23 protein-coding genes and 1 pseudogene are annotated in these 25359 nt (G+C 71.7%); 17 read left to right on the forward strand and 7 right to left on the reverse strand.

Features of this window, described 5'->3' with window-relative positions:
* Window positions 1-163 precede the first annotated feature (163 nt).
* The 5 genes from ACZ53K_RS25880 to ACZ53K_RS25900 all read left to right on the forward strand — a co-directional run bounded on the left by ACZ53K_RS25880 (window position 164) and on the right by ACZ53K_RS25900 (window position 4991).
* Window positions 164-1054, forward strand: coding sequence for an LLM class F420-dependent oxidoreductase (locus ACZ53K_RS25880; protein WP_468840904.1), 891 nt, complete (start codon window positions 164-166; stop codon window positions 1052-1054).
* Between the two features lie 92 nt (window positions 1055-1146).
* Window positions 1147-1575, forward strand: a complete 429-nt coding sequence (locus ACZ53K_RS25885; RefSeq protein ID WP_468840905.1) for a GNAT family N-acetyltransferase — start codon at window positions 1147-1149, stop codon at window positions 1573-1575.
* A 243-nt stretch (window positions 1576-1818) separates the two neighbouring features.
* Complete coding sequence (locus tag ACZ53K_RS25890) at window positions 1819-3159, forward strand: hemolysin family protein (protein ID WP_468840906.1); 1341 nt, start codon at window positions 1819-1821, stop codon at window positions 3157-3159.
* Entirely contained in the window at window positions 3156-4208 is a 1053-nt protein-coding gene (locus ACZ53K_RS25895; protein ID WP_468840908.1) for a hemolysin family protein, read from the forward strand. Before ACZ53K_RS25890 ends, ACZ53K_RS25895 begins: the two co-directional genes overlap by 4 nt.
* Window positions 4209-4220: 12 nt before the next feature.
* Window positions 4221-4991 (forward strand): SGNH/GDSL hydrolase family protein, encoded by a 771-nt coding sequence (locus ACZ53K_RS25900; protein WP_468840910.1) that lies wholly within the window; start codon window positions 4221-4223, stop codon window positions 4989-4991.
* Window positions 4992-5102: 111 nt separating this feature from the next.
* Here the strand turns inward: ACZ53K_RS25900 and ACZ53K_RS25905 are convergent, their stop codons facing one another.
* Window positions 5103-5753 (reverse strand): dihydrofolate reductase family protein, encoded by a 651-nt coding sequence (locus tag ACZ53K_RS25905; RefSeq protein ID WP_468840912.1) that lies wholly within the window; start codon window positions 5751-5753, stop codon window positions 5103-5105.
* A 604-nt stretch (window positions 5754-6357) separates the two neighbouring features.
* Here ACZ53K_RS25905 and ACZ53K_RS25910 point away from each other — a divergent pair.
* From ACZ53K_RS25910 to ACZ53K_RS25920, 3 genes are read left to right on the forward strand one after another with little or no spacing between them, the layout of a single operon-like run.
* A complete protein-coding gene (locus ACZ53K_RS25910) occupies window positions 6358-7812 on the forward strand; it encodes a family 2B encapsulin nanocompartment shell protein (protein WP_468840914.1) in 1455 nt (484 codons plus the stop codon).
* 18 nt (window positions 7813-7830) lie between these two features.
* Window positions 7831-8892: a family 2 encapsulin nanocompartment cargo protein terpene cyclase gene (locus ACZ53K_RS25915; RefSeq protein WP_468840916.1), complete on the forward strand. Its 1062-nt coding sequence runs from the start codon at window positions 7831-7833 to the stop codon at window positions 8890-8892.
* Window positions 8893-8925: 33 nt separating this feature from the next.
* Complete coding sequence (locus ACZ53K_RS25920; protein ID WP_468840918.1) at window positions 8926-9801, forward strand: geranyl diphosphate 2-C-methyltransferase; 876 nt, start codon at window positions 8926-8928, stop codon at window positions 9799-9801.
* A gap of 443 nt (window positions 9802-10244) precedes the next feature.
* Here the strand turns inward: ACZ53K_RS25920 and ACZ53K_RS25925 are convergent, their stop codons facing one another.
* Window positions 10245-10580, reverse strand: a complete 336-nt coding sequence (locus tag ACZ53K_RS25925; protein WP_468840920.1) for an NUDIX hydrolase — start codon at window positions 10578-10580, stop codon at window positions 10245-10247.
* The gene (locus tag ACZ53K_RS25930; protein WP_468840922.1) at window positions 10577-11362 is read right to left on the reverse strand and encodes a phosphotransferase; all 786 of its coding nucleotides are present in this window, start codon (window positions 11360-11362) and stop codon (window positions 10577-10579) included. Before ACZ53K_RS25930 ends, ACZ53K_RS25925 begins: the two co-directional genes overlap by 4 nt.
* Before the next feature lie 726 nt (window positions 11363-12088).
* Between ACZ53K_RS25930 and purB the strand changes: the two genes are divergently transcribed.
* The 3 genes from purB (at window position 12089) to proP (ending at window position 15964) form a co-directional block, all read left to right on the forward strand.
* A complete protein-coding gene (gene purB, locus ACZ53K_RS25935; protein WP_468840924.1) occupies window positions 12089-13522 on the forward strand; it encodes an adenylosuccinate lyase in 1434 nt (477 codons plus the stop codon).
* Window positions 13523-13534: 12 nt separating this feature from the next.
* A complete protein-coding gene (gene mug / locus ACZ53K_RS25940) occupies window positions 13535-14110 on the forward strand; it encodes a G/U mismatch-specific DNA glycosylase (RefSeq protein ID WP_468840926.1) in 576 nt (191 codons plus the stop codon).
* Between the two features lie 321 nt (window positions 14111-14431).
* The gene (gene proP / locus ACZ53K_RS25945) at window positions 14432-15964 is read left to right on the forward strand and encodes a glycine betaine/L-proline transporter ProP (RefSeq protein ID WP_468840978.1); all 1533 of its coding nucleotides are present in this window, start codon (window positions 14432-14434) and stop codon (window positions 15962-15964) included.
* Between the two features lie 161 nt (window positions 15965-16125).
* Here the strand turns inward: proP and ACZ53K_RS25950 are convergent, their stop codons facing one another.
* Window positions 16126-16578 carry a hypothetical protein gene (locus ACZ53K_RS25950; protein WP_468840928.1) on the reverse strand — a complete coding sequence of 151 codons (453 nt, stop codon included), beginning with the start codon at window positions 16576-16578 and terminating at the stop codon, window positions 16126-16128.
* Window positions 16579-16805: 227 nt separating this feature from the next.
* On the opposite strand from ACZ53K_RS25950, the gene ACZ53K_RS25955 reads away from it, so the two are divergent.
* The 5 genes from ACZ53K_RS25955 (at window position 16806) to ACZ53K_RS25975 (ending at window position 21692) form a co-directional block, all read left to right on the forward strand.
* Entirely contained in the window at window positions 16806-17963 is a 1158-nt protein-coding gene (locus ACZ53K_RS25955; protein ID WP_468840930.1) for an ROK family transcriptional regulator, read from the forward strand.
* 282 nt (window positions 17964-18245) lie between these two features.
* A complete protein-coding gene (locus ACZ53K_RS25960; protein WP_468840980.1) occupies window positions 18246-19496 on the forward strand; it encodes a sensor histidine kinase in 1251 nt (416 codons plus the stop codon).
* Window positions 19481-20128 carry a response regulator transcription factor gene (locus ACZ53K_RS25965; protein ID WP_468840932.1) on the forward strand — a complete coding sequence of 216 codons (648 nt, stop codon included), beginning with the start codon at window positions 19481-19483 and terminating at the stop codon, window positions 20126-20128. Before ACZ53K_RS25960 ends, ACZ53K_RS25965 begins: the two co-directional genes overlap by 16 nt.
* 47 nt (window positions 20129-20175) lie before the next feature.
* Window positions 20176-20682 carry a hypothetical protein gene (locus ACZ53K_RS25970; protein WP_468840934.1) on the forward strand — a complete coding sequence of 169 codons (507 nt, stop codon included), beginning with the start codon at window positions 20176-20178 and terminating at the stop codon, window positions 20680-20682.
* Window positions 20683-20849: 167 nt separating this feature from the next.
* A complete protein-coding gene (locus tag ACZ53K_RS25975) occupies window positions 20850-21692 on the forward strand; it encodes an alpha/beta fold hydrolase (protein ID WP_468840936.1) in 843 nt (280 codons plus the stop codon).
* A 16-nt stretch (window positions 21693-21708) separates the two neighbouring features.
* On the opposite strand, the gene ACZ53K_RS25980 is transcribed toward ACZ53K_RS25975, so the two are convergent.
* The 3 genes and pseudogenes from ACZ53K_RS25980 to sigJ all read right to left on the reverse strand — a co-directional run bounded on the left by ACZ53K_RS25980 (window position 21709) and on the right by sigJ (window position 24158).
* Window positions 21709-22077: a VOC family protein gene (locus ACZ53K_RS25980; protein WP_468840938.1), complete on the reverse strand. Its 369-nt coding sequence runs from the start codon at window positions 22075-22077 to the stop codon at window positions 21709-21711.
* Window positions 22078-22148: 71 nt separating this feature from the next.
* Window positions 22149-22904, reverse strand: coding sequence for a GntR family transcriptional regulator (locus tag ACZ53K_RS25985; protein ID WP_468840940.1), 756 nt, complete (start codon window positions 22902-22904; stop codon window positions 22149-22151).
* 346 nt (window positions 22905-23250) lie between these two features.
* Window positions 23251-24158, reverse strand: a pseudogene (gene sigJ / locus ACZ53K_RS25990) (RNA polymerase sigma factor SigJ).
* Between the two features lie 233 nt (window positions 24159-24391).
* Here sigJ and ACZ53K_RS25995 point away from each other — a divergent pair.
* Window positions 24392-25222, forward strand: a complete 831-nt coding sequence (locus ACZ53K_RS25995) for an alpha/beta fold hydrolase (protein WP_468840942.1) — start codon at window positions 24392-24394, stop codon at window positions 25220-25222.
* The last annotated feature ends 137 nt before the right edge of the window (window positions 25223-25359 follow it).

Here is a 25359-nt window from a genome sequence, read left to right on the forward strand (position 1 = left end):
GCTTCGGATTCGGATTCGGCTGCGGCTTCGAGTTCGGATTCAGGTTCGGCCGACGGAAACCTCGCGTACCTCCGCACCTCCGCCATACTCACCGGTTGTACGCACCACGCGACCACCGCACGCGCCGGGCGCCCCGCGCGCTCACCCACCCCAAGGGGGCTTCATGCCACGTCCGTTCCGCTTCGGCGTCAACATGCTCACCATCGAAACCGGGCCCGCGTGGCGGGAGAAGTGCCGCCGGGCCGAGGCCCTGGGGTACGACGTGGTGCTCGTACCGGACCACCTGGGCTGGCCGGCCCCGTTCCCCGCGCTCGTCGCCGCCGCCGAGGCGACCGAACGCCCGCGCCTGGGCACCTTCGTCCTCAACGCGGGCTTCTGGAACCCGGCCCTGCTCGCCCGCGAGGTGGCCACCACCGATCTGCTCACCGACGGCAGGCTGGAACTGGGCCTGGGCACCGGATACGTACGCGCCGAACACGACAAGGCGGGCCTGCCCTGGGGCACGCCCGGCGAGCGGGTGGACCACCTCGCCCGCACGGTCGAGGAGTTGAACCGGCTCCTCGGCGGCCCGGAGCACGCGCCGAAGACGGCGCAGCAGCCCCGGCCACCGCTGCTGATCGGCGGCAACGGCCCGCGCATGCTGCGCCTCGCCGCCCGGCACGCCGACATCGCGGCCTTCACCGGCGGCCGGGCCGCCCCCGGCAAACCGGAGGGCACCCTCGAAATCCTGACACCGGACGCGCTCGACGCCACGCTCGCCGTCTACCACCGGGCCGCCGCGGACCGCCCGGCACCGGCCGAACTGAACATCCTGGTCCAGCGGGTCCAGGCCACCGACGACCGGCGCGCCGCCGCACGCGAGATCGCCGCGCACGACCTCGGCGTCGACGAGGAACAGGCCCTGCGGATACCGACGTTCCTGTTCGGCACGGTGACACAGATGGCCGAACAGCTCCGCGAGCACCGTGAGCGCTACGGCTTCTCGTACATCACCGTGCTGGACCCCTCCATGGAGGCGTTCGCACCGGTCATCGAGGAGCTGAAGGGCAGTTAGGGCGTTCGATGAGGGCGGACAGCCGGGGCACGGCGTCTCGGAGTGCGAAAGCCGATGGCGCCGCGGAGCCGTACCGTGCTTGGCTCACCGGCATGATCGATCTACGGATACGGACCGCCGGGCCGGACGACGCCGAGGACGTACTCGCCTTCTGGCGGGAGGCCGCGGAGGGCACCTCCATCACGGACGACGTGGACGGGGTGACCCGCCTGATCGGCCGGGACCCGCAGGCGCTGATCCTCGCGGAGTCCGGCGGCACCCTGGTGGGCTCCGTCATCGCCGGGTACGACGGCTGGCGGTGTTCGCTGTACCGGCTCGCGGTGCTCCCCGCCCACCGCCGGCAGGGGGTCGCGACCGCGCTGCTCGCGGCGGCCGAGCGGCGCTTCCAGGCCGTGCGGGGCAGGCGCGGGGACGCCATGGTCCTGGAATCGAACGAGCGGGCCCAGCGAGCGTGGTCGGCCGCCGGCTACCGGCGCGAGGACCACTGGCGGCGCTGGGTGAAACCACTGCCGCAGTCCTGACCCGGCCGGTCCGCCCGGATCCGGCCGAATCCCCCTCCGCCCTTCCCCTCCCCCGCCGTCCTCAACCCCCACCCTCCGACGACTCACCACCTGTTTTGCTCATCCTTTACCATGGATGCTTCCCACGTCTCCCCACGAAAGGAGTGAGCGTCCAGCCATGGGCGAGCCTCCCAGTTGTCATCCCGTCCGCGCCCGGAGCGCGAACCTCCCGGTCCTGTTCGATCATGGGACGGAGGTGACCCGATGACCGAGCTGCTCCTCCTGGCCGTGGCCCTGCTCCTGACCCTGGCCTGCGGCGTCTTCGTCGCGGCCGAGTTCTCGCTGACGACCGTCGAGCGCAGCGACCTGGAACGCGCCGTCGAGCACGGCGAGCGCGGCGCGGACAGCGCGCTCAAGGCCGTACGCAGCCTGACCTTCCAGCTCTCCGGCGCGCAGCTCGGCATCACCGTGACCGGCCTGGTCATCGGCATGCTCGCCAAACCGTCGATCGCCGTCCTGCTGGCCGGGCCGCTCGACGCCCTCGGCCTGCCGCCCGCCGCCGGGGACACGGTGGCCCTGGTCCTCGGTACGGCGGTCTCCACGGTCGTCCTGATGGTCATCGGCGAGCTGGTCCCCAAGAACTGGGCCATCTCCAGCCCGCTGCCCGTCGCCCGCCGGGTCGCCACCGCGCAGCGTGGCTTCAGCGCTGCCTTCAGGCCGCTGATCGGACACCTCAACAACACCGCGAACCGGATGATCCGCCGGATGGGCATGGAGCCCGCCGAGGAACTGGCCTCCGCCCGCGGCCCGCAGGAACTGGTCGCCCTGGCCCGGCACTCCGCCAAGGAAGGCGCCCTGGAACCGGACACCGCCGAGCTGTTCGTCCGCACCCTCGCCCTCGCCGACCTGACCGCGGAGAACGTGATGACCCCGCGCGTACAGGTCACCGCCCTGGACGTGCAGTCCACGGCGGAGGACGTGGCCGCCGCGACGCGCGCCACCGGCCTGTCCCGCTTCCCCGTCTACCGCGGCAGCCTGGACACCGTGGTCGGCGTCGCGCACATCAAGGACGTGCTGGCCGTCCCCGCCGAGCGCCGCGCCCGCCACCCGGTCGCCGGGCTGCTGCGCGAGCCGCTGCTGGTACCGGAGACGCTGACCGTCGACCGTCTCCTGGACCGGCTGTCCGGCAAGCAGACGATGGCCGTGGTCATCGACGAGTACGGCGGTACGGCGGGCGTCGCCACCCTGGAGGACATCGTCGAGGAGGTCGTCGGCGAGGTACGCGACGAGCACGACCCGCTGGAGACGCCGGACCTGGCCCCGGCCGGTGAGGACGCGGAAGGCCGGGCCCGTTACGAGGCGGACGGTGCCGTCCGCACCGACCAGCTGGAACAGATCGGCCTGAAGCTGCCGGAGGGCCCGTACGAGACGCTGGCCGGCCTGATCGCCACCGAGCTGGGCCGCATCCCGGCCGCCGGCGACAGCCTTGAGGCCGCCGGCTGGCGGATGGACGTCCTGGACGCCTCCGGCCACCGCGCGGCGCTGGTACTGCTGCACGCGCCGCTGCCGGACAGCGACGACGAGACCGGGGAGGAGACCCGATGACCGCGCTCCAGTTGTTCGTCGGCCTGCTCACGCTGGTCGTCAACGCGTTCTTCGTGGGTGCCGAGTTCGCGATGATCTCGGTACGCCGCAGCCAGATCGAGCCGCACGCGGAGGACGGCGACCGCCGTGCGGACCGGGTCCTGTGGGGGCTCCAGCACGTATCCGGCGTGATGGCGGCCGCGCAGTTGGGCATCACGCTGTGCACCCTGGTGCTCGGCGCCGTCGCCGAGCCCGCCATCGCCCACCTCCTGGAGCCGGTCTTCGACGCGGTCGGCATGCCGGACGCCCTGGTCCATCCGGTCTCCTTCGTCCTCGCGCTGGCCGTGGCGACGTATCTGCACATGCTCTTCGGTGAGATGGTGCCGAAGAACGTGGCGCTGGCCGAGCCGGTGCGTACGGCGCTGCTGCTGGGGCCGCCGCTGGTCGCGCTGACCTGGGCGCTGCGGCCGGTGATCTTCGCGATCAACACGTTCGCCAACGCGCTGCTGCGGCTGCTGCGGGTGGAGGCCAAGGACGAGGTGGCCGCGACGTTCTCGGACGACCAGCTCGCCAAGATGGTCGAGGACTCACAGGCCGCCGGGCTGCTGGACGACCGGGCGAAGGAGCGCCTGAGGGACGCCCTGGAACTGGGCCGCCGTCCGGTCGCCGATGTCGTGGTCCCGGTGGAGAAGGTCGTCACGGCCCGGCTGGGCAGCACGCCGGAGGGGGTGGAGGAGCTGGCCGCCACCTCCGGTTTCTCGCGCTTCCCGGTCGTCGACAGCACCCGGCGCATCCTGGGATACCTGCACGTCAAGGACGCGCTGGACGCCTCGCCGCGGGATCTGCCGTTCCCCCTCTCCGCGCTGCGGCCGATCGCCCGCGTACGGGCCGAGACACCGCTCGACGACGTCCTGTCGGCGATGCGTGCCTCCCGTACGCATCTGGCGGCGGTCATCGGCAAGGACGGGCGGCTGGCGGGCCTGGTCACGATGGAGGACGTGCTGCGGGAGCTGGTGCTCCAGCAGCGGCCCGAGAAGGCCGCACCGGCCGCGGGGGCGTCCCGGAGGTAGGATTCCTCCGCCATGGAGATCAATGCCACCTACACCAGTTTCGTCGCGGTGGGCGACAGCTTCACCGAGGGCATGTCCGACGCCCTGCCGGACGGCACCTACCGAGGCTGGGCGGACCTGCTGGCCGCCCGGCTCGCGGCCCGCGCCCCCGGCTTCCGCTACGCCAACCTCGCGGTGCGCGGCAAGCTGATCGGGCAGATCGTCGACGAGCAGACCGGCCCGGCGGCCGCGATGGGCGCCGACCTGGTCACGCTGGTGGGCGGGCTGAACGACGTACTGCGGCCCAAGTGCGACGTGAACCGGGTCTGCGACCTCCTGGAGGAGGCCGCGGGACGGCTGGCCAAGGACTGCGGACAGCTCGTCCTGATGCACAGCCCCGGGCGGCAGGGGCCGGTCCTGGAACGGTTCCGGCCCCGCATGGAACAGCTCTTCGCCCACATCGACGCGCTGGCCGAACAGCACGACGCCATCGTGGTGGACCTCTTCTCCTCCCGCGCGCTGGCCGACCCCCGGATGTGGGCGGAGGACCGGCTCCACCTCAACACGGCGGGACACGAGCGGGTGGCCGAGGCCGTCTGGCAGGCCCTCGGCTTCCCCGCCGCATCCGACTGGGACGCGCCGCTGCCCGCCTTCGTGCCGCCGGGATGGACGGCCCGGCGTACCTCGGACGTACGGTTCGCCCGGCAGCACCTCGTCCCGTGGATCGGCCGGCGCCTGACCGGCCGGTCCAGCGGGGACGGCCGCGCGCCGAAGCGTCCGGACCTGCTTCCGTACGAGGACTGAACGCGCGCCGCGGACGCCGCCGGGGTGCCGATGGGGTGCCGCCGGGCTGCCGATGGGGCGGCGCCGATGTCCGTGCCACCGTCCCTGCTCCCGTCCCTGTTTCCACCCCCGTCACCGTCGCCAGAACAGGTGGTGCGACACACCGCTAGGACTGGGCACGACCTCCAGGTGGAACCGGTCGAGCAGATCATCGGGGGACTCCCACAGCCGCAGTCCGGACCCGAGCTTCACCGGGGAGACCGCCACGTGCAGGGTGTCGACGAGGCCGGCGTCAAGGAACTGCCGGATGGTGGTGACCCCGCCGCCGAGCCGGACGTCCTTGCCCTGTGCCGCTTTCCGCGCCCGTTCGAGGACCGCGGCCGGGTCGCCGCCGACGAAGTGGAACGTGGTGTCGGAAAGCGTGAACGACGGACGCTCGTGGTGGGTCAGGACGAACACCGGAGTGCGGAACGGGGGCTCCTCCCCCCACCAGCCGCGCCACTCGTGGTCCTGCCAGGGCCCACGCTGGGGCCCGAACTTGTTGCGGCCCATGATCTCGGCACCGATGCCGCGTGCGAAGTCACGCGTGAAGTAATCGTCGATGCCCCGGCTCCCGCCGGGATCCGTGCGCATGGGCCAGCTCGCCGTGGCGCCGGCCCAGGCGAACAGCCTCTCGGGGTGGTCGAGGCCGAACGGCCGCGCGAGGCTCTGATCCTCACCGGCACCGGCACCGACTCCGTCACTTGAGACGTTGAAGTTCATGACTCTCAGCAGTTGATGCACGTCTACTCCCGGCAGGTCCTGTCGCGTCTCGTGCGGCGCTGCGCCGCGCACCCTGATGTCGAACGGGACGCGGCCGGATCGACAGCAGCCCGCGAACTTTTTCCACAACGCGTCCGGAAGCGGCCCTCCCACCAACTCGGCGCACCTTCCCTGCCACAGCGTTGGCGGCTGCTTCTTGACCGATGGCCGACGCGCCCCTCTCCGGCTTCGACGGCACCGCGACGCCGACGCCCGCCGGTTGCGGAGCCGGCACCCACGGATGCGAAGTGGGGTGGCCGCCCGATCTCGGCGCCGTACAGCGCTACATCTCCTCGTCATCCGGGGAGTTGGCGGGCGTTTGCCTCCCCCGTAGCTCCGCGCGCCCGTCTCCCCGCCGCTGACCTGTACGACGCCCGACGGCCGCTCCCCGACGCCCGAGGGGCGCACGACAGCTTCCTCGCGCCCCTTTTGCCAACTCTTCGATGTTTACGCCCTCCAGACGCAAAGGCGCCCCCTTTCGCGCCGTACCGGCGGCGCACTTCCACCTGTTTCGCTTATTGCTGCACACGGCCCTCTTGTTCCTCAACGGCCGTTCTTCCCACTCCTGTTCACGACCGGAGGAAATGTGCCCGTACCGGACCGTGTCCCCGACCGCGTTCCCGGTTCCGCTGCCGAAGAGAGCGCGCTCGGTCCGCCCGCGGACAGCGCGCTCACCAGTCTCGGCACCCAGGCCGCACGCCGGCTGGCGACCACCACCAAGACCGAACCCCAGATGCAGGCCATCACCTCCCGATGGCTGCTCAAAGCACTGCCGTGGGTGGACGTCAAGGGCGGCACCTACCGGGTCAACCGGCGCCTGCAACTCCGTACCGGCCGGGGCCGTGTCCAGTTCGAGCACAACGGCGCGGACGACATCAAGGTGATCCCGCAGACCCTCACCGAGCTGCCCGCCCTGCGCGGATACACCGATACCGAAGTGCTCAAGGAGATCGCCGGCCGCTTCCGGGTCCGGGAGGTCCGGGCCGGTCAGGTCCTCTGCGAGGCGGGGCGGCCCGTCACCGAGGCGTACCTCGTCGTGCACGGCCGGTTCGCCCGCTGCGCGCCCGGCAAGTACGGCGAGGAGGAGGTCGTCGGTGTCGTCACGGACGGCGACCAGCTGGGCGACGAGGCCATCGGCCGGCCCGACCCGCGGTGGCCGGCGTCGGTCCGGGCCGAGACCGCGGGCGTCCTGCTGGCGCTGCCCTGGGACGTGCTGCGGGAGTTCACCGACCGTGCGCCCTCCCTGGCCGCGCACCTCAGCGCCTACGCCGAGCATCAGCGGCGCCCGATGAACCGCCGGGGCGAGGCGGACGTACCGGTACAGGCAGGACATGTCGGCGAACCGACGCTGGCCGGCGGATATGCCGAGTACGACCTCACCCCGCGCGAGTACGAACTCTCCTTGACGCAAAGCGTTCTGCGCGTGCACTCCCGGGTCGCCGATCTCTACAACGAGCCGATGGACCAGACGCAGCAGCAACTCCGGCTCACGGTCGAGGAGATCCGCGAGCGCCAGGAGTGGGAGATGGTGAACAACCGGGAGTTCGGGCTGCTGCACAACACCGATTACGGGCAGCGCATCAGTACCCACACCGGCCCGCCCACCCCAGACGACATGGACGAGCTGCTGTCCATGCGCCGTAAGACCCAGCTGTTCCTGGCCCACCCGAAGGCGATCGCCGCATTTTTCCGGCAGTGCAACAAGCGCGGTCTGGTACCGGGCTCGGCGGACGTCAACGGGCATCAGGTGCCTGCCTGGCGCGGTGTCCCGATCTTCCCGTGCGGCAAGATCCCCGTCAGCGAGACACACACCAGCAGCATCATCGCGCTGCGGACCGGTGAGGCCGACCAGGGCGTCGTCGGCCTCCACCGGACCGGTCTCCCCGACGAGCACCAGCCCGGCCTGAACGTCCGGTTCATGGGCATCGACCAGGCCGCCGTCATCAACTACCTCGTCACCGCCTACCACTCGCTGGCCATCCTCGTGCCGGACGCGGCCGGTGTCCTGGAGAACGTCCAGCTCGGCCGGACCGCCGACTGACCCAGTGGAGTACGGACCATGAGCACACCCACCAGCACCCCCGCCACCGCGTTCAGGCTGCCCGGCCCGCCGAGCCTCGCCCGCGCCCGGCCGGTCCGGCGCGGCGGCGCCGTTCCCGGGCTGAGGTACCGGGCCGTCGCGCCGGCCGACCCGGAGAAGGCCGCGGAGATCGACCGCAGGCTGGAGGACTGGGCCCGCGGGCTGGACCTGTTCCCCGCGCAGTGGTCCGGCGACTTCACCGGCTTCCAGTTCGGCCGGGCCGTCGCCCTGCAGCATCCCGCCGCGGCCGACCTGGAACGCCTGACCGCCGCGGGCAAACTGCTGCTGGCCGAGAACATCGTCGACACCTGCTACTGCGAGGAGGACGAGGGCAAGGGCGGCGCCCGCCGCGGCCTCGGCGGCCGGCTGATCATCGCCCAGTCGGCCCTCGACCCGTTCCACGGCACCCCGGGTACGGAGGAGGAGTGGCGGCAGGGGGTACAGACCGACGGGCCCCTGCGCTCGTACTACTGGGCCCTCAAGGACTACGCGGCCCTGGCGACCCCCAGCCAGACCGGCCGGTTCGTCCACGACATGGCCCGGCTGCACCTCGGCTATCTGGCCGAGGCGTCCTGGGCGGAGACCCGGCACGTCCCGCGCGTCTGGGAGTACCTGGTCATGCGGCAGTTCAACAACTTCCGCCCCTGCCTGTCGATCGTCGACGCCGTGGACGGCTACGAGCTGCCCGAAGCCGTGTACGCCCGTCCGGAGATCCAGCGGATCACCGCCCTGGCCTGCAACGCCACGACCATCGTCAACGACCTCTACTCCTTCACCAAGGAGCTGGAGAGCGACCCGGACCACCTGAACCTGCCCCAGGTGGTGGCCGCCAACGACCGGCGCGGCCTGAAGGCCGCCTATCTGAAGAGCGTCGACATCCACAACCAGGTGATGGAGGCGTACGAGACGGAGGCGGCCGAACTGGCCGCGACCTCCCCGCTCGTCGAGCGGTACACCCGGAGCCTGTCCGACTGGGTGGCCGGCAACCACGAATGGCACGCCACCAACTCCGACCGCTACCACCTGCCCAACTACTGGTAGACCGATCCAGCGCACCACGGCAAGGAGTCACCGTTGACCACCGCGCACGTCCCCACCGCTCGCCCTGCCATGCCGACCCAGTCCACGTACCAGGACCGCGTCGCGGACTACTGGAACACCGAGGAAAACCCGGTCAATCTGGAACTCGGCAAGATCGACGACCTCTACCACCACCACTACGGCATCGGGGACGCCGACCGGTCCGTACTGGACGAGCCGGACCCCGTCCGGCGCCGCGAACGCATCACCGGCGAGCTGCACCGCCTCGAACACGCCCAGGCGGAACTCCTCGCCTCCCACCTCGGCGCGCTGTCGCCCGCCGACCGCGTCTTCGACGCCGGGTGCGGTCGCGGCGGCGGCAGCGTGGTCGCGCACCTGCGCCACGGCTGCCACGCCGACGCGGCGACCATCTCCGCCAAGCAGGCCGACTTCGCCAACGAGCAGGCCCGCAAGCGCGGCATCGACGACAAGGTGCGCTACCACCACCGCAACATGCTCGACACCGGCTTCGCCACCGGCGCGTACGCGGCGTCCTGGAACAACGAGTCGACGATGTACGTCGAGCTGGACCTGCTGTTCGCCGAGCACGCCCGGCTGCTGCGGCGCGGCGGGCGCTATGTGGTGATCACCGGCTGCTACAACGACGCCTACGGCCGCGCCTCCCGCGAGGTGTCCCTGATCAACGCCCACTACATCTGCGACATCCACCCCCGGTCGGCGTACTTCCGCGCGATGGCCCGCCACCGGCTGGTCCCCGTGCACGTCCAGGACCTCACCGAGGCCGCGCTCCCGTACTGGGAACTGCGCCGGCAGGCCGACCACCTGGTCACGGGCATTGAGGAAACCTTTCTGACCGCGTACCGCAACGGCAGCTTCCAGTACCTGCTGATCGCCGCCGACCGGATCTGAGGAACGGTTCCGAAGCCCCACCGGGCCGGCCACGAGCCGCCCGGCGGGGCCGTCGCGTGGCCGCCTTTCCCGCTCCCCTCCCAGTTGATCAAGGGGTAGGGGGGTTCCCCAGGTCAGAGGGCTGGCCTTTGTGGCTGTCACGTACCAGTAGGCTCTCTCCGGAGGACTGCGGAGCGCCTCAGCCAGTGTCCGGCAGGCCTTCCTCCCCGGTGGGCAGCATCGGGCTCTCACCCTGCCGTTCCGCCTACGGCTGAGTGTCAGTACCTGATCCTGCGGAAGGCCGCAATACGGGCACCTCGGACGCACGCGACCCAGCAGTGGCGGCTGACAGGCGATCTGGACACGACACGCGCCCGGGCGAGTTGCCCCGCCGAGGGCGTGTTGTCCTGCGCTCAGCGCACGAGCGCGCCGTCCAAGTACTCCTGCACCGGCCCGAACAGTCCCTAGGGCACGCACTCGCCGATCTCCGAGTGCACCATCCACGCGACCTCCGCCAGCTCGTCGGCGTCCGCGGCGTGCGCCTCGCCGGAGACCACCGAACAGGCGGTGTAGCTCATCAACCGGCCAGCCTTCGGATGCACTCGCTCGCCGATCAGTTTGGTCGCCTCGATGGTCAGGCCGGTCTCCTCCAGCGTCTCGCGCACGGCAGCCTGCTCTGCGGACCCACCGGCCTCGATGGCGCCCGCCGGAAACTGCCGCAGGAGATCGCCCTCGGACACGTGGCGGCGGATCAGCAGCACACGGCCGCCGCGGACGATGACGGCGGGCTCGGCGGTCACGCCGCCATCCCCAGAACGGTGAATCGACCGTTGCTCGGCCGGGCATCCTGAACCCCCACCTGCATCTCCCAGAGCCGGCATGTGCCCGTTACGAACGCCTCGACGGCGCGCGGGTCTGCTCCCGTCCAGCTCGGGAAGCGGGCCGCCCACGCCAGGGCTTCGTCCGTCGGGCAGCCGGCCTCCATCAGCCGCACCGCCGTGTACGCCACGTCCACCCACGCCGGGCCGGCCGCGGGCATCGCCCAGTCCACGATCCACGCCCGGCGGCTGCTGACGAGCAGGTTGTGCGGGTTGGTGTCCGTGTGCAGCAGCATGTCACCGCGCAGCAGATCCAGCTGGCCGCGGGGCAGCACCTCGGCGAACCGGTCGGCGAACGACGGCACGCCGCAGCGCTCCGGCACCCGCACGGCCTGAGCTGCCAGCAGCACGCCGGCCACCAGTCCCAGGTCTGCCGAGCCGGCCGACAGGTCCGCGTGCCGTCCGTCGACGTACTCGAAACCGAGCAGGTCCCATCCGCCGGCCGCGACCTGCCACAGCAGCCGCGGCCCCACGCCGCGGACTGCCGCGTTTACCGCGGCCTCCGTCGCCTGCGCGGCCCGACCGTGCGTGTCGCTGGCCGGCACACCCTTCATGAACACCTGGCCCGCCTCGGTCGACAGGACAGCCGCCGTCGAGCACGTCAGACCGTCCGCGACATCCCGCGCCCCGGCCACCGGTCCCGTGTGCGCCTCGACGGCCGCCCACACCTCGGCCGGCAGCTCCCACCACCCGGTACGCGACACCCGACCCTTCAGACGAGAAGAGGGGCCGCAGGCGCGCCCCCTTCACCAGCTCAACGAGCAACCTAGTGCTGCGTCGCGCCGCATTTCCGGCATCGCTGCGCGCCGCTCCACGGCACCCAATCATGATCACAGTCGGCCATGGCGACTCCCTTCCGTCCTCGGTCGACCGTGCGCCCGGCGGGGGTCGGGTGGCGACGGCGCACACGGCACGCATAGCGGCGTCAGGCCTGCATTCCCGCGCCCGTGGCGGCCTCGAACCGACCCGCCTGCACGCAACGGCAGGTCAGGTGGTCGCGGGATCAGGTGTGGCGATGGCTCCCCGCCTTGGCCCGGCGGCCACCGGGTCTCCCGGCACCAGTACCGAGCACCTCCGGCCTCCCGCCTCCCGCCTCCGGGGAGGCGGATCATCGTCGCGCATAGCGAAGCCTGATCGCGAAGAGCCTGCCCGGGGTCGGGCGGACCTCTCGCGGGTTCGCTCAGATCGTCAGGGATCCGGGCGGGACGGGAGCCCGTCCAGGTGGCGCCCCGTCCACCAGAGCCACGATGCAGATCTTCATCGGCACAGACAGTGACGCAGCTCCGCTTCCGCGCGGCGAGCAGCCGGTCCGTCTCACATGCGTCTCACATACGCGGGGCCAAGGAGTCGGCGACCGTGCCCTGACCTGGCCCGTAGCTGCCTCACCTGAGCGCCATGGATACCACGGACGGCAGGTAAGCTCTCATTCCGTGACTGCCAAGCCCCGCATTCCGAATGTCCTGGCCGGCCGCTACGCCTCCGCGGAGCTCGCCGTCCTGTGGTCCCCCGAGTACAAGGTCAAGCTGGAGCGCAAGCTGTGGCTCGCGGTGCTCCGCGCGCAGAAGGACCTCGGGGTGGAGGTTCCGGAGCAGGCACTCGCCGACTATGAGCGGGTGCTGGACACCGTCGATCTGGCGTCTATCGCCGAGCGGGAGAAGGTCACCCGCCACGACGTGAAGGCCCGCATCGAGGAGTTCAACGCTCTCGCCGGGCATGAGCAGGTCCACAAGGGCATGACCTCCCGTGACCTGACCGAGAACGTCGAGCAGCTGCAGATCCGGCTGTCGCTGGAGCTGATGCGGGACCGTACGGTCGCCGTCCTGGCGCGGCTGGGCCGGATCGCCGGTGAGCAGGCCGAGCTGGTCATGGCGGGGCGTTCGCACAATGTCGCGGCCCAGGCGACCACGCTGGGCAAGCGCTTCGCGACCGCCGCCGACGAGCTGCTGGTGGCGTACGGGCGGCTGACCGACCTGCTGACCCGCTACCCGCTGCGCGGCATCAAGGGCCCGGTCGGCACCGCGCAGGACATGCTGGACCTGCTGGGCGGTGACGCCGCGAAGCTGGCCGAGCTGGAGCAGCGGATCGCCGGGCACCTCGGCTTCGGCCAGGCGTTCACCTCGGTCGGCCAGGTCTACCCGCGCTCGCTGGACTATGACGTGGTGACCGCGCTGGTACAGCTGGCCGCGGCGCCGTCGTCGCTGGCCAAGACCATCCGGCTGATGGCCGGCCACGAGCTGGTGACCGAGGGCTTCAAGCCCGGCCAGGTCGGTTCGTCCGCGATGCCGCACAAGATGAACACCCGCTCCTGCGAGCGCGTCAACGGTCTGATGGTCATCCTGCGCGGCTACGCTTCGATGGCCGGCGAGCTGTCCGGCGACCAGTGGAACGAGGGCGACGTGTCCTGCTCGGTGGTGCGCCGGGTCGCGCTGCCGGACTCCTTCTTCGCCCTGGACGGTCTGCTGGAGACGTTCCTGACCGTGCTGGACGAGTTCGGCGCCTTCCCCGCCGTCGTCGCGCGCGAGCTGGACCGCTATCTGCCCTTCCTCGCCACGACCAAGGTGCTCATGGGCGCCGTACGGGCCGGGGTGGGCCGCGAGGTGGCGCACGAGGCGATCAAGGAGAACGCGGTCGCCGCGGCGCTCGCCATGCGCGAACAGGGTGCGGAGCGCAACGAGCTGCTCGACAAGCTGGCGGCGGACGACCGGATCCCGCTGGACCGGGCGCAGTTGGACGCGCTGATGGCCGACAAGCTGTCCTTCACAGGCGCCGCCGCCGACCAGGTGGCCGCCGTCGTGGCCCGCGTCGAGGAGATCACCAAGCAGTACCCGGAAGCCGCGGCGTACACGCCGGGCTCCATCCTGTGAGGCCCCGCTGAGATGGGGTTCACTCCCGAAGAACTGCAGGCCGCGCGCGGCCGCCTCGTCCCCGACGTGGCGGCGCCCGGCCTGCGGGTGCTTTTCTGCGGTATCAACCCGGGGCTGCTCTCGGCGGCCACCGGCCACCACTTCGCCCGGCCCGGCAACCGCTTCTGGCCCACCCTGCACGCGTCCGGGTTCACCCCGCGGATCCTCAAGCCCGCCGAAGAGCAGGAGCTGCTCGGCTACGGCCTCGGCATCACCAATGTCGTGAAGCGGGCGAGTGCCCGGGCCGACGAGCTGACCGCGGAGGAGTTCCGTGAGGGCGGGCGGGAGCTGGCCGAGAAGGTGCGGCGGCTGCGGCCGGAGTGGCTGGCGGTGGCCGGGGTGACGGCCTATCGGGTGGCTTTCGACGACAAGCACGCCAAGGTCGGCCCGCAGGAGCGCACGATCGGTGGCACCCACATCTGGGTGCTGCCCAACCCCAGCGGCCTCAACGCGCACTATCCGCCGGCCGCGCTGGCGGAGGAGTACGGGCGGCTGCGCGCGGTGGCGTTTGCCGAAGAGGCCGAGGAAGGTGACGCGCGGGACGTGTGAGTCACGCGTTACGGGTAAGGCGTGCGTTGTGTGTAGGGCGCACGGGGTGGTGGGGCCGTGCGGAGCGGTTAGACCGTTCGAGAGCGCTGCGCCGGATGGATACGGCCAGTGAGCCGATAAGCCGTCAGGCGTTCCGTTGGCCCCATTCGTGTCGTTCCTATGCTGGTTATGCCGATTTCGACCTTTGCGTTGATACTCGGAGTTACCCATGTGCCGCTCAGCCCCTAGCGACAGGACGAGATGACTACCGGTCAGCCTCAGCCGCCGCGCGTCCGGCGGAACAAGCGGTCGGACGGAGGAAAGAACTCCGATACCGACCGGCTGCTGCGCACGTTGCTGCGCCGCCGCAAACACCAGCTCAGCGTCGAGGAAGTCACCGTCACCGACAGACCGCAGGTGCGCCGCGCGGTCACGGCGGCCGCCCTCGGCAACATGATGGAGTGGTTCGACTTCGGGGTCTACGCCTATCTGGCGGCCACGATGGGCAAGGTCTTCTTCCCGTCCAGCTCCTCCGGCGCCCAGCTCGTCTCCACCTTCGCCACCTTCGCCGCCGCCTTCCTCGTGCGGCCGCTCGGCGGTCTGGTCTTCGGACCGCTGGGCGACCGCATCGGACGGCAGCGGGTACTGGCCGCCACCATGATCATGATGGCGATCAGCACCTTCGCGGTCGGCTTCCTGCCCGGTTACGACTCCATCGGCTTCGCGGCGCCCCTGCTGCTGCTCCTCTGCCGGCTGGTGCAGGGCTTCTCGACCGGTGGCGAGTACGCCGGCGCCACGACCTACATCGCCGAATACGCCCCGGACAAGCGACGCGGCTTCCTCGGCAGCTGGCTCGACTTCGGCACCTTCGTCGGTTACGCCCTCGGCTCGGGCCTGGTCACCGTGCTCACCGCCGTACTGGGCACGGACGGCCTGGAGAGCTGGGGCTGGCGCATTCCCTTCATGGTGGCCGGGCCGCTCGGCCTGATCGGCCTCTACATGCGCATGAAGCTGGAGGAGACCCCGGCCTTCAAGCAGGAGGCGGAAGCCGCGCGGCAGGAGGCCGAGAACGCGAGCTCCGGCGACGCTCCCGTCGAGGAGGCCCGGCAGTCGGGCAAGGGCCGGCTGAAGGAGATCTTCACGGGGCACTGGGAAGCCGTGCTGATCTGCATGGGGTTGGTGCTGCTGTACAACGTCACCAACTACATGGTGACGTCCTACCTCCCCACTTTCATGACCGAGACGCTCGGTGAGGACGCCACGACCGCGCAGCTGATGGTCCTGGGGACCATGGTCGTCGTCGCCCTGTCGATCACGACCGTGGGCCGCACCTCGGACCGGTGGGGCCGCCGGCCGGTGTTCATGGCATCCAGCGTCGCGCTGGTGGCGCTGGCCTATCCGGCGTTCCTGCTGATCCGGGAAGGCGGCATCCTGCTGCCGTCCTTCGGCTGCCTCATCCTGGGCCTGCTGCTGGTGTGCTTCGCGGGCACCTCCGCCTCGACGCTGCCGGCGCTCTTCCCCACCCATCTGCGCTACGGAGCGCTGTCCATCGCGTTCAACATCTCCGTCTCGCTCTTCGGCGGCACCACCCCGCTGGTCGCCTCCGCGCTGGTGGCGTCCACGGGCAGCCATATGATCCCGGCGTACTACCTGATGGTGGCGGGCGTCATCGGCTTCATCGCCGCCTTCTTCCTGCACGAGACGGCGGGCAAGCCGCTGCGCGGTTCCGGCCCGATGGTCGAGACCCCCGAGCAGGCCCGCGAGCTGGTGGCGCACAGCCGGACCGAGGCGGGGCGCCAGGCCCGGGACATCTGGATCCGCCTGCGCCACCCCTGGGGACACCACCGCGACAAGCAGGGCGACCAGGAGAAGTAGGCCGAGCCGGACGATCGGTCCGGACGGAGACACGGGGACGGCCGCGCCGGCACGGTCCGCGCCCGGCCCCCGCGCCCCACGCACCCGGGACGGGTGGCGTCGGCGGTGCGCCCGGTCCGCACCGGGCCGGCCGCACCGGTGCCGCCACCCGTTTGCCGTGCTCAGTGCGGCAGGTCTGCCCGGCCCACCGCCGCCAGCAGCTGGAAGACCGGCATCTCGGGTCCGCCCTCCCCCAGGCCGACCGCGATCCAGCGCCCGCCGGCACGCCAGGCGTGCACCCGCGGGACCTGACCGCACAGGACGTCCAGCGGCGGACGGACGGGCATCCCCATCGCCACCCGCTCCAGATGGTCCGCGAGGTCGAGCACCTCGGGCTCGCCCCAGCGTAAGCAGAGAGCCGATATGAGTCCCTCCAGCTCGGCCCGGTACTCCTGAGCGGTCTCCTTGACGTCCGCCGGGTCGGCGTCCCAGAGCTGTTCGTCGCCGCGCAGCTGGGCGACGTGGAATCCCGGGCCGCTCTCGACCATCGCGGAGCGGACCGGCTCGTCGGGGAAGTCCCGGTCGCGAAGGACGTCGATGGCGGTGAGGTGCTGAGCCGTGGTCACGTTCGTCATGCCGTCAGTAAACCGCCAGGGTCTGACAATTGGCTCCGCGTCAGGCTCCTGCGGCCGTCGCCGGGCCGCGTGGACCGGCGGCAAGGGCACAGGGAACCGGCAGCAAGGGCACCGTCCCGCGACTCCTGCCCGGCCCGCCGGCTGTCCCCCGTACCCCGCCCGGGACTCGCCGCACACCGGCTGACCGGCTACGATCCGCCACACACGCAATGCGAGGGAGACGGACCGTGGGGCGGCTAACCGGCGGGGACCCCTCCCTGCTGCGACGGATCAACTCCGCGGTGGTGCTGCACGCGCTGCGCGCCGCCGACTCCCCGACGCTCACCCACCTCGTGGAAGTGACCGGCCTGTCCCGGCCCACCGTCGAGGGCGTGGTCGAGGGCCTGATCGAGACCGGCCTGGTGGTCGAGGTGCCCGCCGACGAGGGCGCCGCCCGCCGCCAGGGCCGCCCGGCCCGCCGCTTCCGCTTCCGTACGGAGGCCGGGCACCTGCTCGGCATCGAGATCGGTCCGCACCGGGTGGCGGCCCTGCTGTCGGACCTCGGCGGTCGGGTGCTCGGCTCGGCGCAGCGCGCGGTGGAGGAGTCGGCGTCCGCGGACGAACGGCTGGAGAAGGTACGGGCCGCGGTGGCCGAACTGCTGCGGCGGGCGGGCGTGGCCCGCAGTTCGCTGCGGGCCGTCGGAGTGGGCAGCCCCGGCATCGTGGAGGCGGACGGCACCGTACGGCTGGGCACGGCGCTGCCGGGCTGGACCGGGCTGCCGCTCGGTGACCGGCTGCGCCGTTCCTTCCGGTGCCCCGTCCTGGTGGAGAACGACGCGAACGCCGCCGCCGTGGCCGAGCACTGGAAGGGCGCGGCCGCCGGTTCGGACGACGTCGTGTTCGTCCTCGCGGGGCTGAGCCCGGGGGCCGGGGCGCTGATCGGCGGGCGGCTGCACCGCGGCTTCGGCGGCGCCGCCGGGGAGATCGGCGCGCTGCACCTGCTGGGGCGCGAGGCCACACCGGAGAAGCTGCTGTCCACGACCGGGGAGCCGCTGCACCCGCTGGACGAGGCGCAGGTGGCGCGGGTTTTCGCCCTGGCGCGCGACGGTGACGCGCGGGCCCGGGACGCGATGGATCGTTTCCTCCAGCGGCTGGTGCACGACGTCGCCGCACTGGTGCTCGCCCTCGACCCGGAACTGCTGGTCGTCGGCGGCTGGGCCGCCGGCCTGGACGACGTACTGGAACCGCTCCGCGCCGAGCTGGCCCGCTACTGCCTGCGGCCGCCCCAGGTGGCCCTGTCCGTGCTCGGCGAAGCGGCGGTGGCCACGGGTGCCCTGCGGCTCGCGCTGGACCACGTCGAGGGCGAGCTGTTCGCGGTGGACGGAACGGCCACGGCACGGCACTGACGCCGTACGGCACTGCCGGGCCCGGCGGGCCGGTGCCGAGGGCCGCGGCGTTCTCGGCGCACCGCAGTCCGCGACGAGGGGTCTCATCTCTGCCGCGGCCCTCGGTGTGGGGCTGGACGTATGAGTCGGTGGGGCAAGCCCCACTCCCAGGCCGATCCGGGGGATGCCGGGCTTCGTGCCGTGCACAGTGGAGTGACCGAGCCGTACGGCCGGACCGGCGCGCCCCGGGAAGCACGGGTGTCACGCCGGGGCGAAGGAGGAGAGGGAAGGATCGTGCGACCGATGGTGTCGTGGGTGACCAGTGCGTGCGTGGGGTTCGCGAGGGCGTGCGCCGTGACGGTCGTCGTCATGCTGGTGCCCGCGGTGTGGGCCGCCGCCGTGGCCCTGGGGGGCTGGTGGGGTGCGGGGAACCCGTGGTCGTGGGTGGCGCCTCTCGTACTGGTGGGCGTGGGCACGCTCGCCCTGTCCCGCCCGGTCTGCCGGGTGGTCCGCCTTCTCGTCGCCAGGTGGACGGCCACCGCCGTCCCCGGCGGCTACCAGCAGGCGGAGCCGGTGGTGCGCATGTCCACCGGGTTCTGGTGGAACGGCTTCTCCTACGAGCGGACCCGCCGGGACGCCCTCTTGGACCAACGGTGGCGGATCTGGTGGAACGATCCTGCGACGTGGCGGGACCTGCGCTTCACGGTGCTCGCGCCGTTCGCCGCGGGCGTCGTCTCAGCCGTCCCGCCGGCCGCCGTCGCGGTGGCGGTCCTCGGGTTCGGCCGGCCCGCGCTCTCCGGGCGCCTCGTCGGCGTACTCGCCACGGTCGTGGCCATCGCCGCCGCTCCGTACGCCTGGCGGGTCATCGAGCCGGTGGCCGTCCGGTTCCTGCGCCCCTCGCGGGCGATGGCGCTGGCGGACCGGGTGGACGAGCTGACGGCCCAGCGCGCGGACACGACGGTCGCGCAGGCCGCCGAGATCCGCCGGATCGAACGGGACCTGCACGACGGGGCGCAGGCCCGCCTGGTCGCGCTCGGACTGTCCCTGGCGACCGCCGAGAGACTGCTGACGACCGATCCCGACCAGGCCAAGGCACTGATGCGAGAGGCGCGCGTCGGCGCCACCGCGTCGCTCAGCGAACTCCGCGAACTGGTCAAGGGCATCAACCCGCCGGTACTGAACGAGCGGGGACTCATCGACGCCGTCCGGGCCTTCGCGCTGGACAGCCCTCTGGAGACGACCGTTGACACGGACCTGCGACTGCGCCTCGATCCGCCGATCGAGTCCGCCGTGTACTTCGGCATCGCCGAACTCGTGACCAACGCGGCCAAACACGCCCACGCGGACCGCGCCCGCATCGTCCTCACCCGGGACGGCACCGGCCTCGTCGTGGACGTCGAGGACGACGGCCGGGGCGGAGCCGTCGAGCGGGCCGGTGGCGGCCTCGCGGGGCTGCGCCGCCGCCTCGCGGTCTTCGACGGCACCCTGGAGGTCACCAGCCCGGCAGGCGGCCCGACGCGCGTGAGGATGATGGTGCCATGCGAATCGTTGTAGCCGAAGACCTCTACCTCCTGCGCGACGGGATGGTCCGTCTCATCGAAGCCTGCGGCCACCAGGTGGTGGCGACGGCGTCGACCGGGCCGGAAACGCTCGAAGCGCTGCTGAAGTGGCGGCCGGACGTCGCCGTCGTCGATGTCCGTATGCCGCCGACCCAGTCGGACGAGGGCCTGCGCGCGGCTCTCGCCGCCCGCCGTGAGGCGCCCGGACTGCCGGTCCTGGTCCTCTCCCAGCACGTCGAACAGCTCTACGCACGCGAGCTCCTGGCGGACGGCACGGGCGGCATCGGCTACTTCCTGAAGGAGAGCGTGTTCGACGCCGATCAGTTCATGGACGCACTGGAACGCGTCGCCGGCGGCGGGACCGCCATGGACCCGGCCGTCATCGCCAGACTCCTGTCCAGCGGCTCCTCGAACCGACGCCTCGCGGGACTCACCGAACGCGAACACTCCGTGCTCGGCCTGATGGCCGAAGGCCTGTCCAACCAGGCCATCGGACAACGGCTCTTCCTCAGCGAGAGCACCATCGGCAAGTACACCACCACCATGTTCGGCAAACTCGGCATCACCGACGACGACAGCAGCAACCGCCGCGTCCTCGCCGTGCTCACGTATCTGAACAACCCCTGATCACCTGCTTCGGGCGGCACGGCGCCCAGATGTCGCATACTTGTGCGATGAGTTCGCCGTCCGCACCACCGAGGTTCCGGGATCCCCGCAGTACGAGGTACCACTACCTGGGGTCCATCCTCGTCCGCTGCCCCGCCTGCGACAGCACGGCATACGTCGTGCCGGCCCCGGATCCGTCCGGCGAGCCGGGCCGGCAGCTGTTCGGGCCGCGGCGTCTCATCTGTCGTGTCTGTGGGGTCTCCCAGCAGCGGGCCGGTGGGCGGGCGGCTTTCCACCGGGGCTCCTGCGGGCCCGCCACCGACCCGTTCTTCGGGGCCCGGCTGTGGCTGCAGACCGAGACCCGGCACGGCTGGGTGTGGGCCTACAACCTGGAACATCTGGATCTCATCGGGCGGTTCGTGAAGGCCTCGCTGCGCGAGCGGGCTCCGTGGCACGAGCAGGGCCGGAAGATGACCGTGGTGGCCCGCTTGCCCGCATGGATGAAGCAGGCGAAGAACCGGGACGAGGTGTCGCGCGCTTTGGACCGCATCCACGCCTCAATGATCCGCGGCTGATCCGCGCGCACCTCCCATGCGGCACCGGGGCCCTTCCCGGCGTCCGCGGCGTGACGCGGGGGCGTTGTCAGACCCCCCGGCTAATGTGCTGACCAGTTGACCCCGGCGTCCGGCCGAACAGGCGGCAGGGGGCCGGTCAGCCGTGGTGCCGAGACGGGGAGAGCGCGATGAGCGATCAGCAGGATTCCACCACGTATCCGTCATCCGCCGGATACGCGCAGGTCAACGGCCTGAATTTGTACTACGAAACGCACGGCGCAGGGCAGCCGCTGGTCCTGCTGCACGGCGGGCTGCTCACCATCGACCTGTCCTTCGGCGGCATACTGCCCGCGCTCGCCGCGACGCGGCAGGTCATCGCCGTGGAACTGCAAGGGCACGGGCACACCGGCGACATCGACCGGGACCCGACGCTCTCGTATCTGGCCGACGACGTGGCGGGGCTGCTGGACCACCTCGGGATCGACCGGGCGGACTTCTTCGGATTCAGCCTCGGTGGCCTGACCGCCCTCCAGCTGGCGCTCACCCGGCCCGCGCGCGTGAACCGGCTGGTGCTCGCCTCCACGCACTACCGCCCCGACGGTTACCACCCGGAGATCCTCGATCCGCAGGCACGGCCCGGCTCCCCGCGGATGCCCACCGAAGGCGACTTCCGGGAGATGTACGAGGCGTACGCGAAGGTCGCGCCCGATCCGGGCCGCTTCGAGGCGTTCGCCGAGAAGCTGCAGCCGACGGTGCACGCGTTCGAGGGCTGGTCCGCCCGGACCCTGGCCGGGCTGGAGGCGCCGGTCCTCCTGCTGGTCGGCGACACCGATTTCGTCCGGCTGGAGCACGCCGTCGAGATGCACGAGCTGATCCCCGGCTCACAGCTCGGCGTGCTCCCGGGCACGACGCACAGCAACCTGCCGCGGCGCGCCGACCTCGTCGTGCCGATGGTGCGGGCGTTCCTGACGCCGCCGGACGGCACGGCGGTGCGCGACGCGCCGGAGGCGGGCATACCCTCGGCCGGGTGAGTGGGGCAGGGGATACTCAGCCGCGCCCTGTATCGATGACACAGAAGCGGTTGCCCTCGGGGTCGGCCAGCACGACGAAGTCGGCGTCCTCCGGGTAGAGGTCCCAGTCGACCCGCCGAGCGCCCAGGGACACCAGCCGTTCGACCTCGGCGGCCTGGTCGGCGGCGTCATCGGCGTACAGATCCAGGTGGACCCGCGGACGCTCCCGGACGGGCGTCTCGCTCAGGCCGATCGAGACCTGGACCCCGTCCCCTTCCGCGGGCCTCAGGACCACCCACCCGTCTTCCGGCTCGTCACGCGGTTCGTACCCCAGGGCATCCATCCAGAAGGCAGCCGCACGCCGAACGTCCGAAGCGCCCACCACGATCGATCCGATTCTCAGCATGATCCGATTGTCGCGCAGCGGCGCCGCTTCGGTGGCCCGGGCGGGAGTCCGGCGGGGGGGGAGGCCGCCGCCTAGCTCGCGAGGACGGTGACGCCCGCGTCGGTCTCGTTGTCGCCGAAGGTGAGCCGGCAGGTGTCGGCGCGGTACGTGGACAGTGCCACGGCCGCGGTCCGGCCGCCCGCGAAGTAGCGGGTGGTGACGACGAGGACGGGAGCGCCGGGCAGCCGGTCCAGTTCCCTGGCGTCGTCCGCGCGGGCCGAACCGAGCTCGACGGCCCGGTCCTGGCCTTCCAGTTCGAGCTGCTGGAGCTCGCGGAGCACGGCGCGGGCGCGGGCCGGCGCGTCCACGGCGGCACGGGTGGCGGCTTCCGGCACGGAGCGGGCGGGTACGTACAGCTGCTCGGCGGCGACCGGCTGGCCGTGCGTGACCCGGCTGCGGTGCACGACGTGCACCTGCTCGCCGGCCGCCAGCTCCAGCAGGCGCGCCACGGCCGCGGGCACGTTCTGCGACTCCACGGCGTCGACGGGCTGCCAGTCGTCGCCGGGCGCGCCTGGCCAGGTGTGGCGCGCCGGGTCGACGGCCACACCGACGCGGGGCGGCGCGACGGTCGTGCCCACGCCGCGGCGGCGCTGCAGACGCCCTTCCAGTTCCAGCTGTTCCAGCGCCTGGCGCAGCGTGGCGCGCGCGACGCCGAACCGCGCCGCCAGGTCGCGCTCGTTGGGCAGGATCTCGCCGACCGAGAACTCCGAGTCGAGCGCCTCGCTGAGCACGGTCTTGAGGTGCCAGTACTTCGGCTCCGGCGCCGTTTCGAGCTGCGTGGTCCCCACCCTGTCCTCCGCCATGGCCGTCTTCCCGGCGAGGGTGGTCCCCACCGGAACGCGGGCCCGTCCCGAGCCCGCGCGTGCGCCCGGATATGAGCGCTTCTTTATGAAAGGTTGTTGCAGTATCCCTGTGACGATATGGCTGCCCTCACCCTTGGTCAAGACCAATCGACCGATCCGTTCACGGCACGGGCGGGCGGACACGGACGGAGGTCAGGGCATCGCCGGGTCAGCGCAGCAAGATGGCAGCGCGGCGGGAGAAAGAGAACAGGGCGGCCCGAGAACCGGCCAGCCGGCTGCCAGATCAGCCAAGGGGGCAGGTCAACCAACCAGGCAGGGCGACCCGAGCCGGTCAGTTCCGAGTGGCGAGTGATGCCAGCTTGTCCGGGTTGCGGATGATGTAGACGGTCTGGATCCGGCCGTCCACCACATCGACCTGGAAGACCGCGTCGGGCCTGCCCCGGACAGCACGAGAAGCGCGACACCGCCGTTGAGCTCCCGGAAGACGAAGTCGGCCGCCGGGATGCCGCCCCTGGCCACGCCGAGCAGGAAGCGGCCGACCTTGTCGGCGGACTCGATGATCCACAGCGGCGCCTTGGCCTTGCCGCCGCTGTCGCCGACCAGCCGTACGTCCTCGGCGAGCAGGCTCAGCAGGCCCTCCAGGTCCTCCCCCGCGGCCGCCGCGAGAAAGCGCTCGGTCAGATCGCGCTGCCGGGCCGGGTCGACCTCGAAGCGCGGGCGGCGCTCCTCGACGTGCCGCCGGGACCGGCCCGCGAGTTGGCGCACCGCGGCCTCACCGCGCTCAAGAACGGTGGCGATCTCCGCGTACGGGTAGCCGAACGCCTCGCGCAGTACGAACACCGCGCGCTCCAGCGGCGACAGCGACTCCAGCACCACCAGGACGGCGAGGGTGACGGACTCGGCGAGAACGGCGCGCTCGGCGGTATCAGTGGCCACACTGCCGAAACCGGTCGCCACGTCGCCGAAGTCGGTGGCCAGCGGCTCGGGCAGCCAGGGCCCCACGTACGTCTCCCGGCGCGCCTGGACCTGCCGCAGCCGGTCGATGGCCAGCCGGGTCGTGACGCGCACCAGGAAGGCACGCGGTTCGCGCACCTCCTCCCGGCCGGCGGACGACCAGCGCAGCCATGCCTCCTGCACCACGTCCTCGGCGTCGGCCACCCGGCCGAGCATCCGGTAGTCCACGTCCAGCAGCACGGGGCGGTGCTCCTCGAAGACGTCGGTCGCGGGATCGGTCTGCACCGCCTCATCCCAGCGGGCCGCCTGCCGGTTGTCCAGCGGAAACGTACGGAAGGCGGTCGCTTCGGACGTGGTGTGCCGCACCGCCGGAAGTGTCGGACAGGGCGTCAGGACCCAAGGCGCAGAGAGGCTACCGCTCAGTAGCCATCGCTGACATGGTGTCCCTGCGCACCAGCCCGCCCCCGCCCACCCACCCGTTCCGTCCCTCCGCCCCGACACCCCACCCAGGAGCCACCATGGCCGCAACGGTCTCCTTCGCCCATGTCACCCCGCCCGGCCGGCCGGAGTTCACCGTCGCTTATGAGCGCAAGGGTTCGGGCGCACCGCTCGTCCTCCTGCACGGCATAGGCCACCACCTCCAGGCGTGGGAGCCGGTCTCCGACATCCTCGCCGCCTCCCACGAGGTCATCGCCCTGGACCTGCCCGGCTTCGGTGCCTCCCCCGCGCTGCCGCCCGGGGTGGCGTACGACCTCGACTCGGTCGCCTCGTTGCTGGCCGCCACGTTCTCCGAGCTGGGTCTCGACCGGCCGCACATAGCCGGGAATTCGCTCGGTGGCCTGCTGGCCCTGCAGTTGGGCCTCGGCAAGCACGTACGGTCGGTGACCGCGCTCTCCCCCGGCGGCTTCTGGACGCCGGCGGAGCGCCGGTATGCCTTCTGGGTGCTGCGCGGTATGCGGGCCGGCGCGAAACTGCTGCCGCGGCCCGCTGTCGGGCTGCTGGCCCGTTCGGCGGCCGGGCGGGCTTCCCTCACGAGCGCCGTCTATGCCCATCCGGGCCGCCGTTCGGCGTCGGCGGTGGTGGCCGAGACGGAGGCGCTGCGCACGGCGACCGGTTTTGCACCCACACTGGCGGCGGGCCTCGCCGTACTGTTCACCGATGACGTACCGGACCTTCCCGTGACCATCGCCTGGGGCAGCCGGGACCGGCTGTTGCCTCGTCGGCAGGGGGTGCGCGCCAAGTACGCGATACCGGGCGCCCGGCTCGTACGCCTGCCGGGCTGCGGCCATGTGCCGATGAACGACGATCCGGCGCTGGTCGCCCGGGTCATCCTCGACACGGCGCGCTGAGATCCGGACCGGCCGAGGGCCGGACGGGCGAGCCCCGAACCGACGGAGCCGGGTCCGGCCGGTCCCCTGGAGTTCACCACGCGTTCGGCGGCGGGGCACCCGGCAGCGGTACGAACGGGAACGTCACCAAGATCGGG

Source organism: Streptomyces sp. NPDC033221, assembly GCF_055577005.1.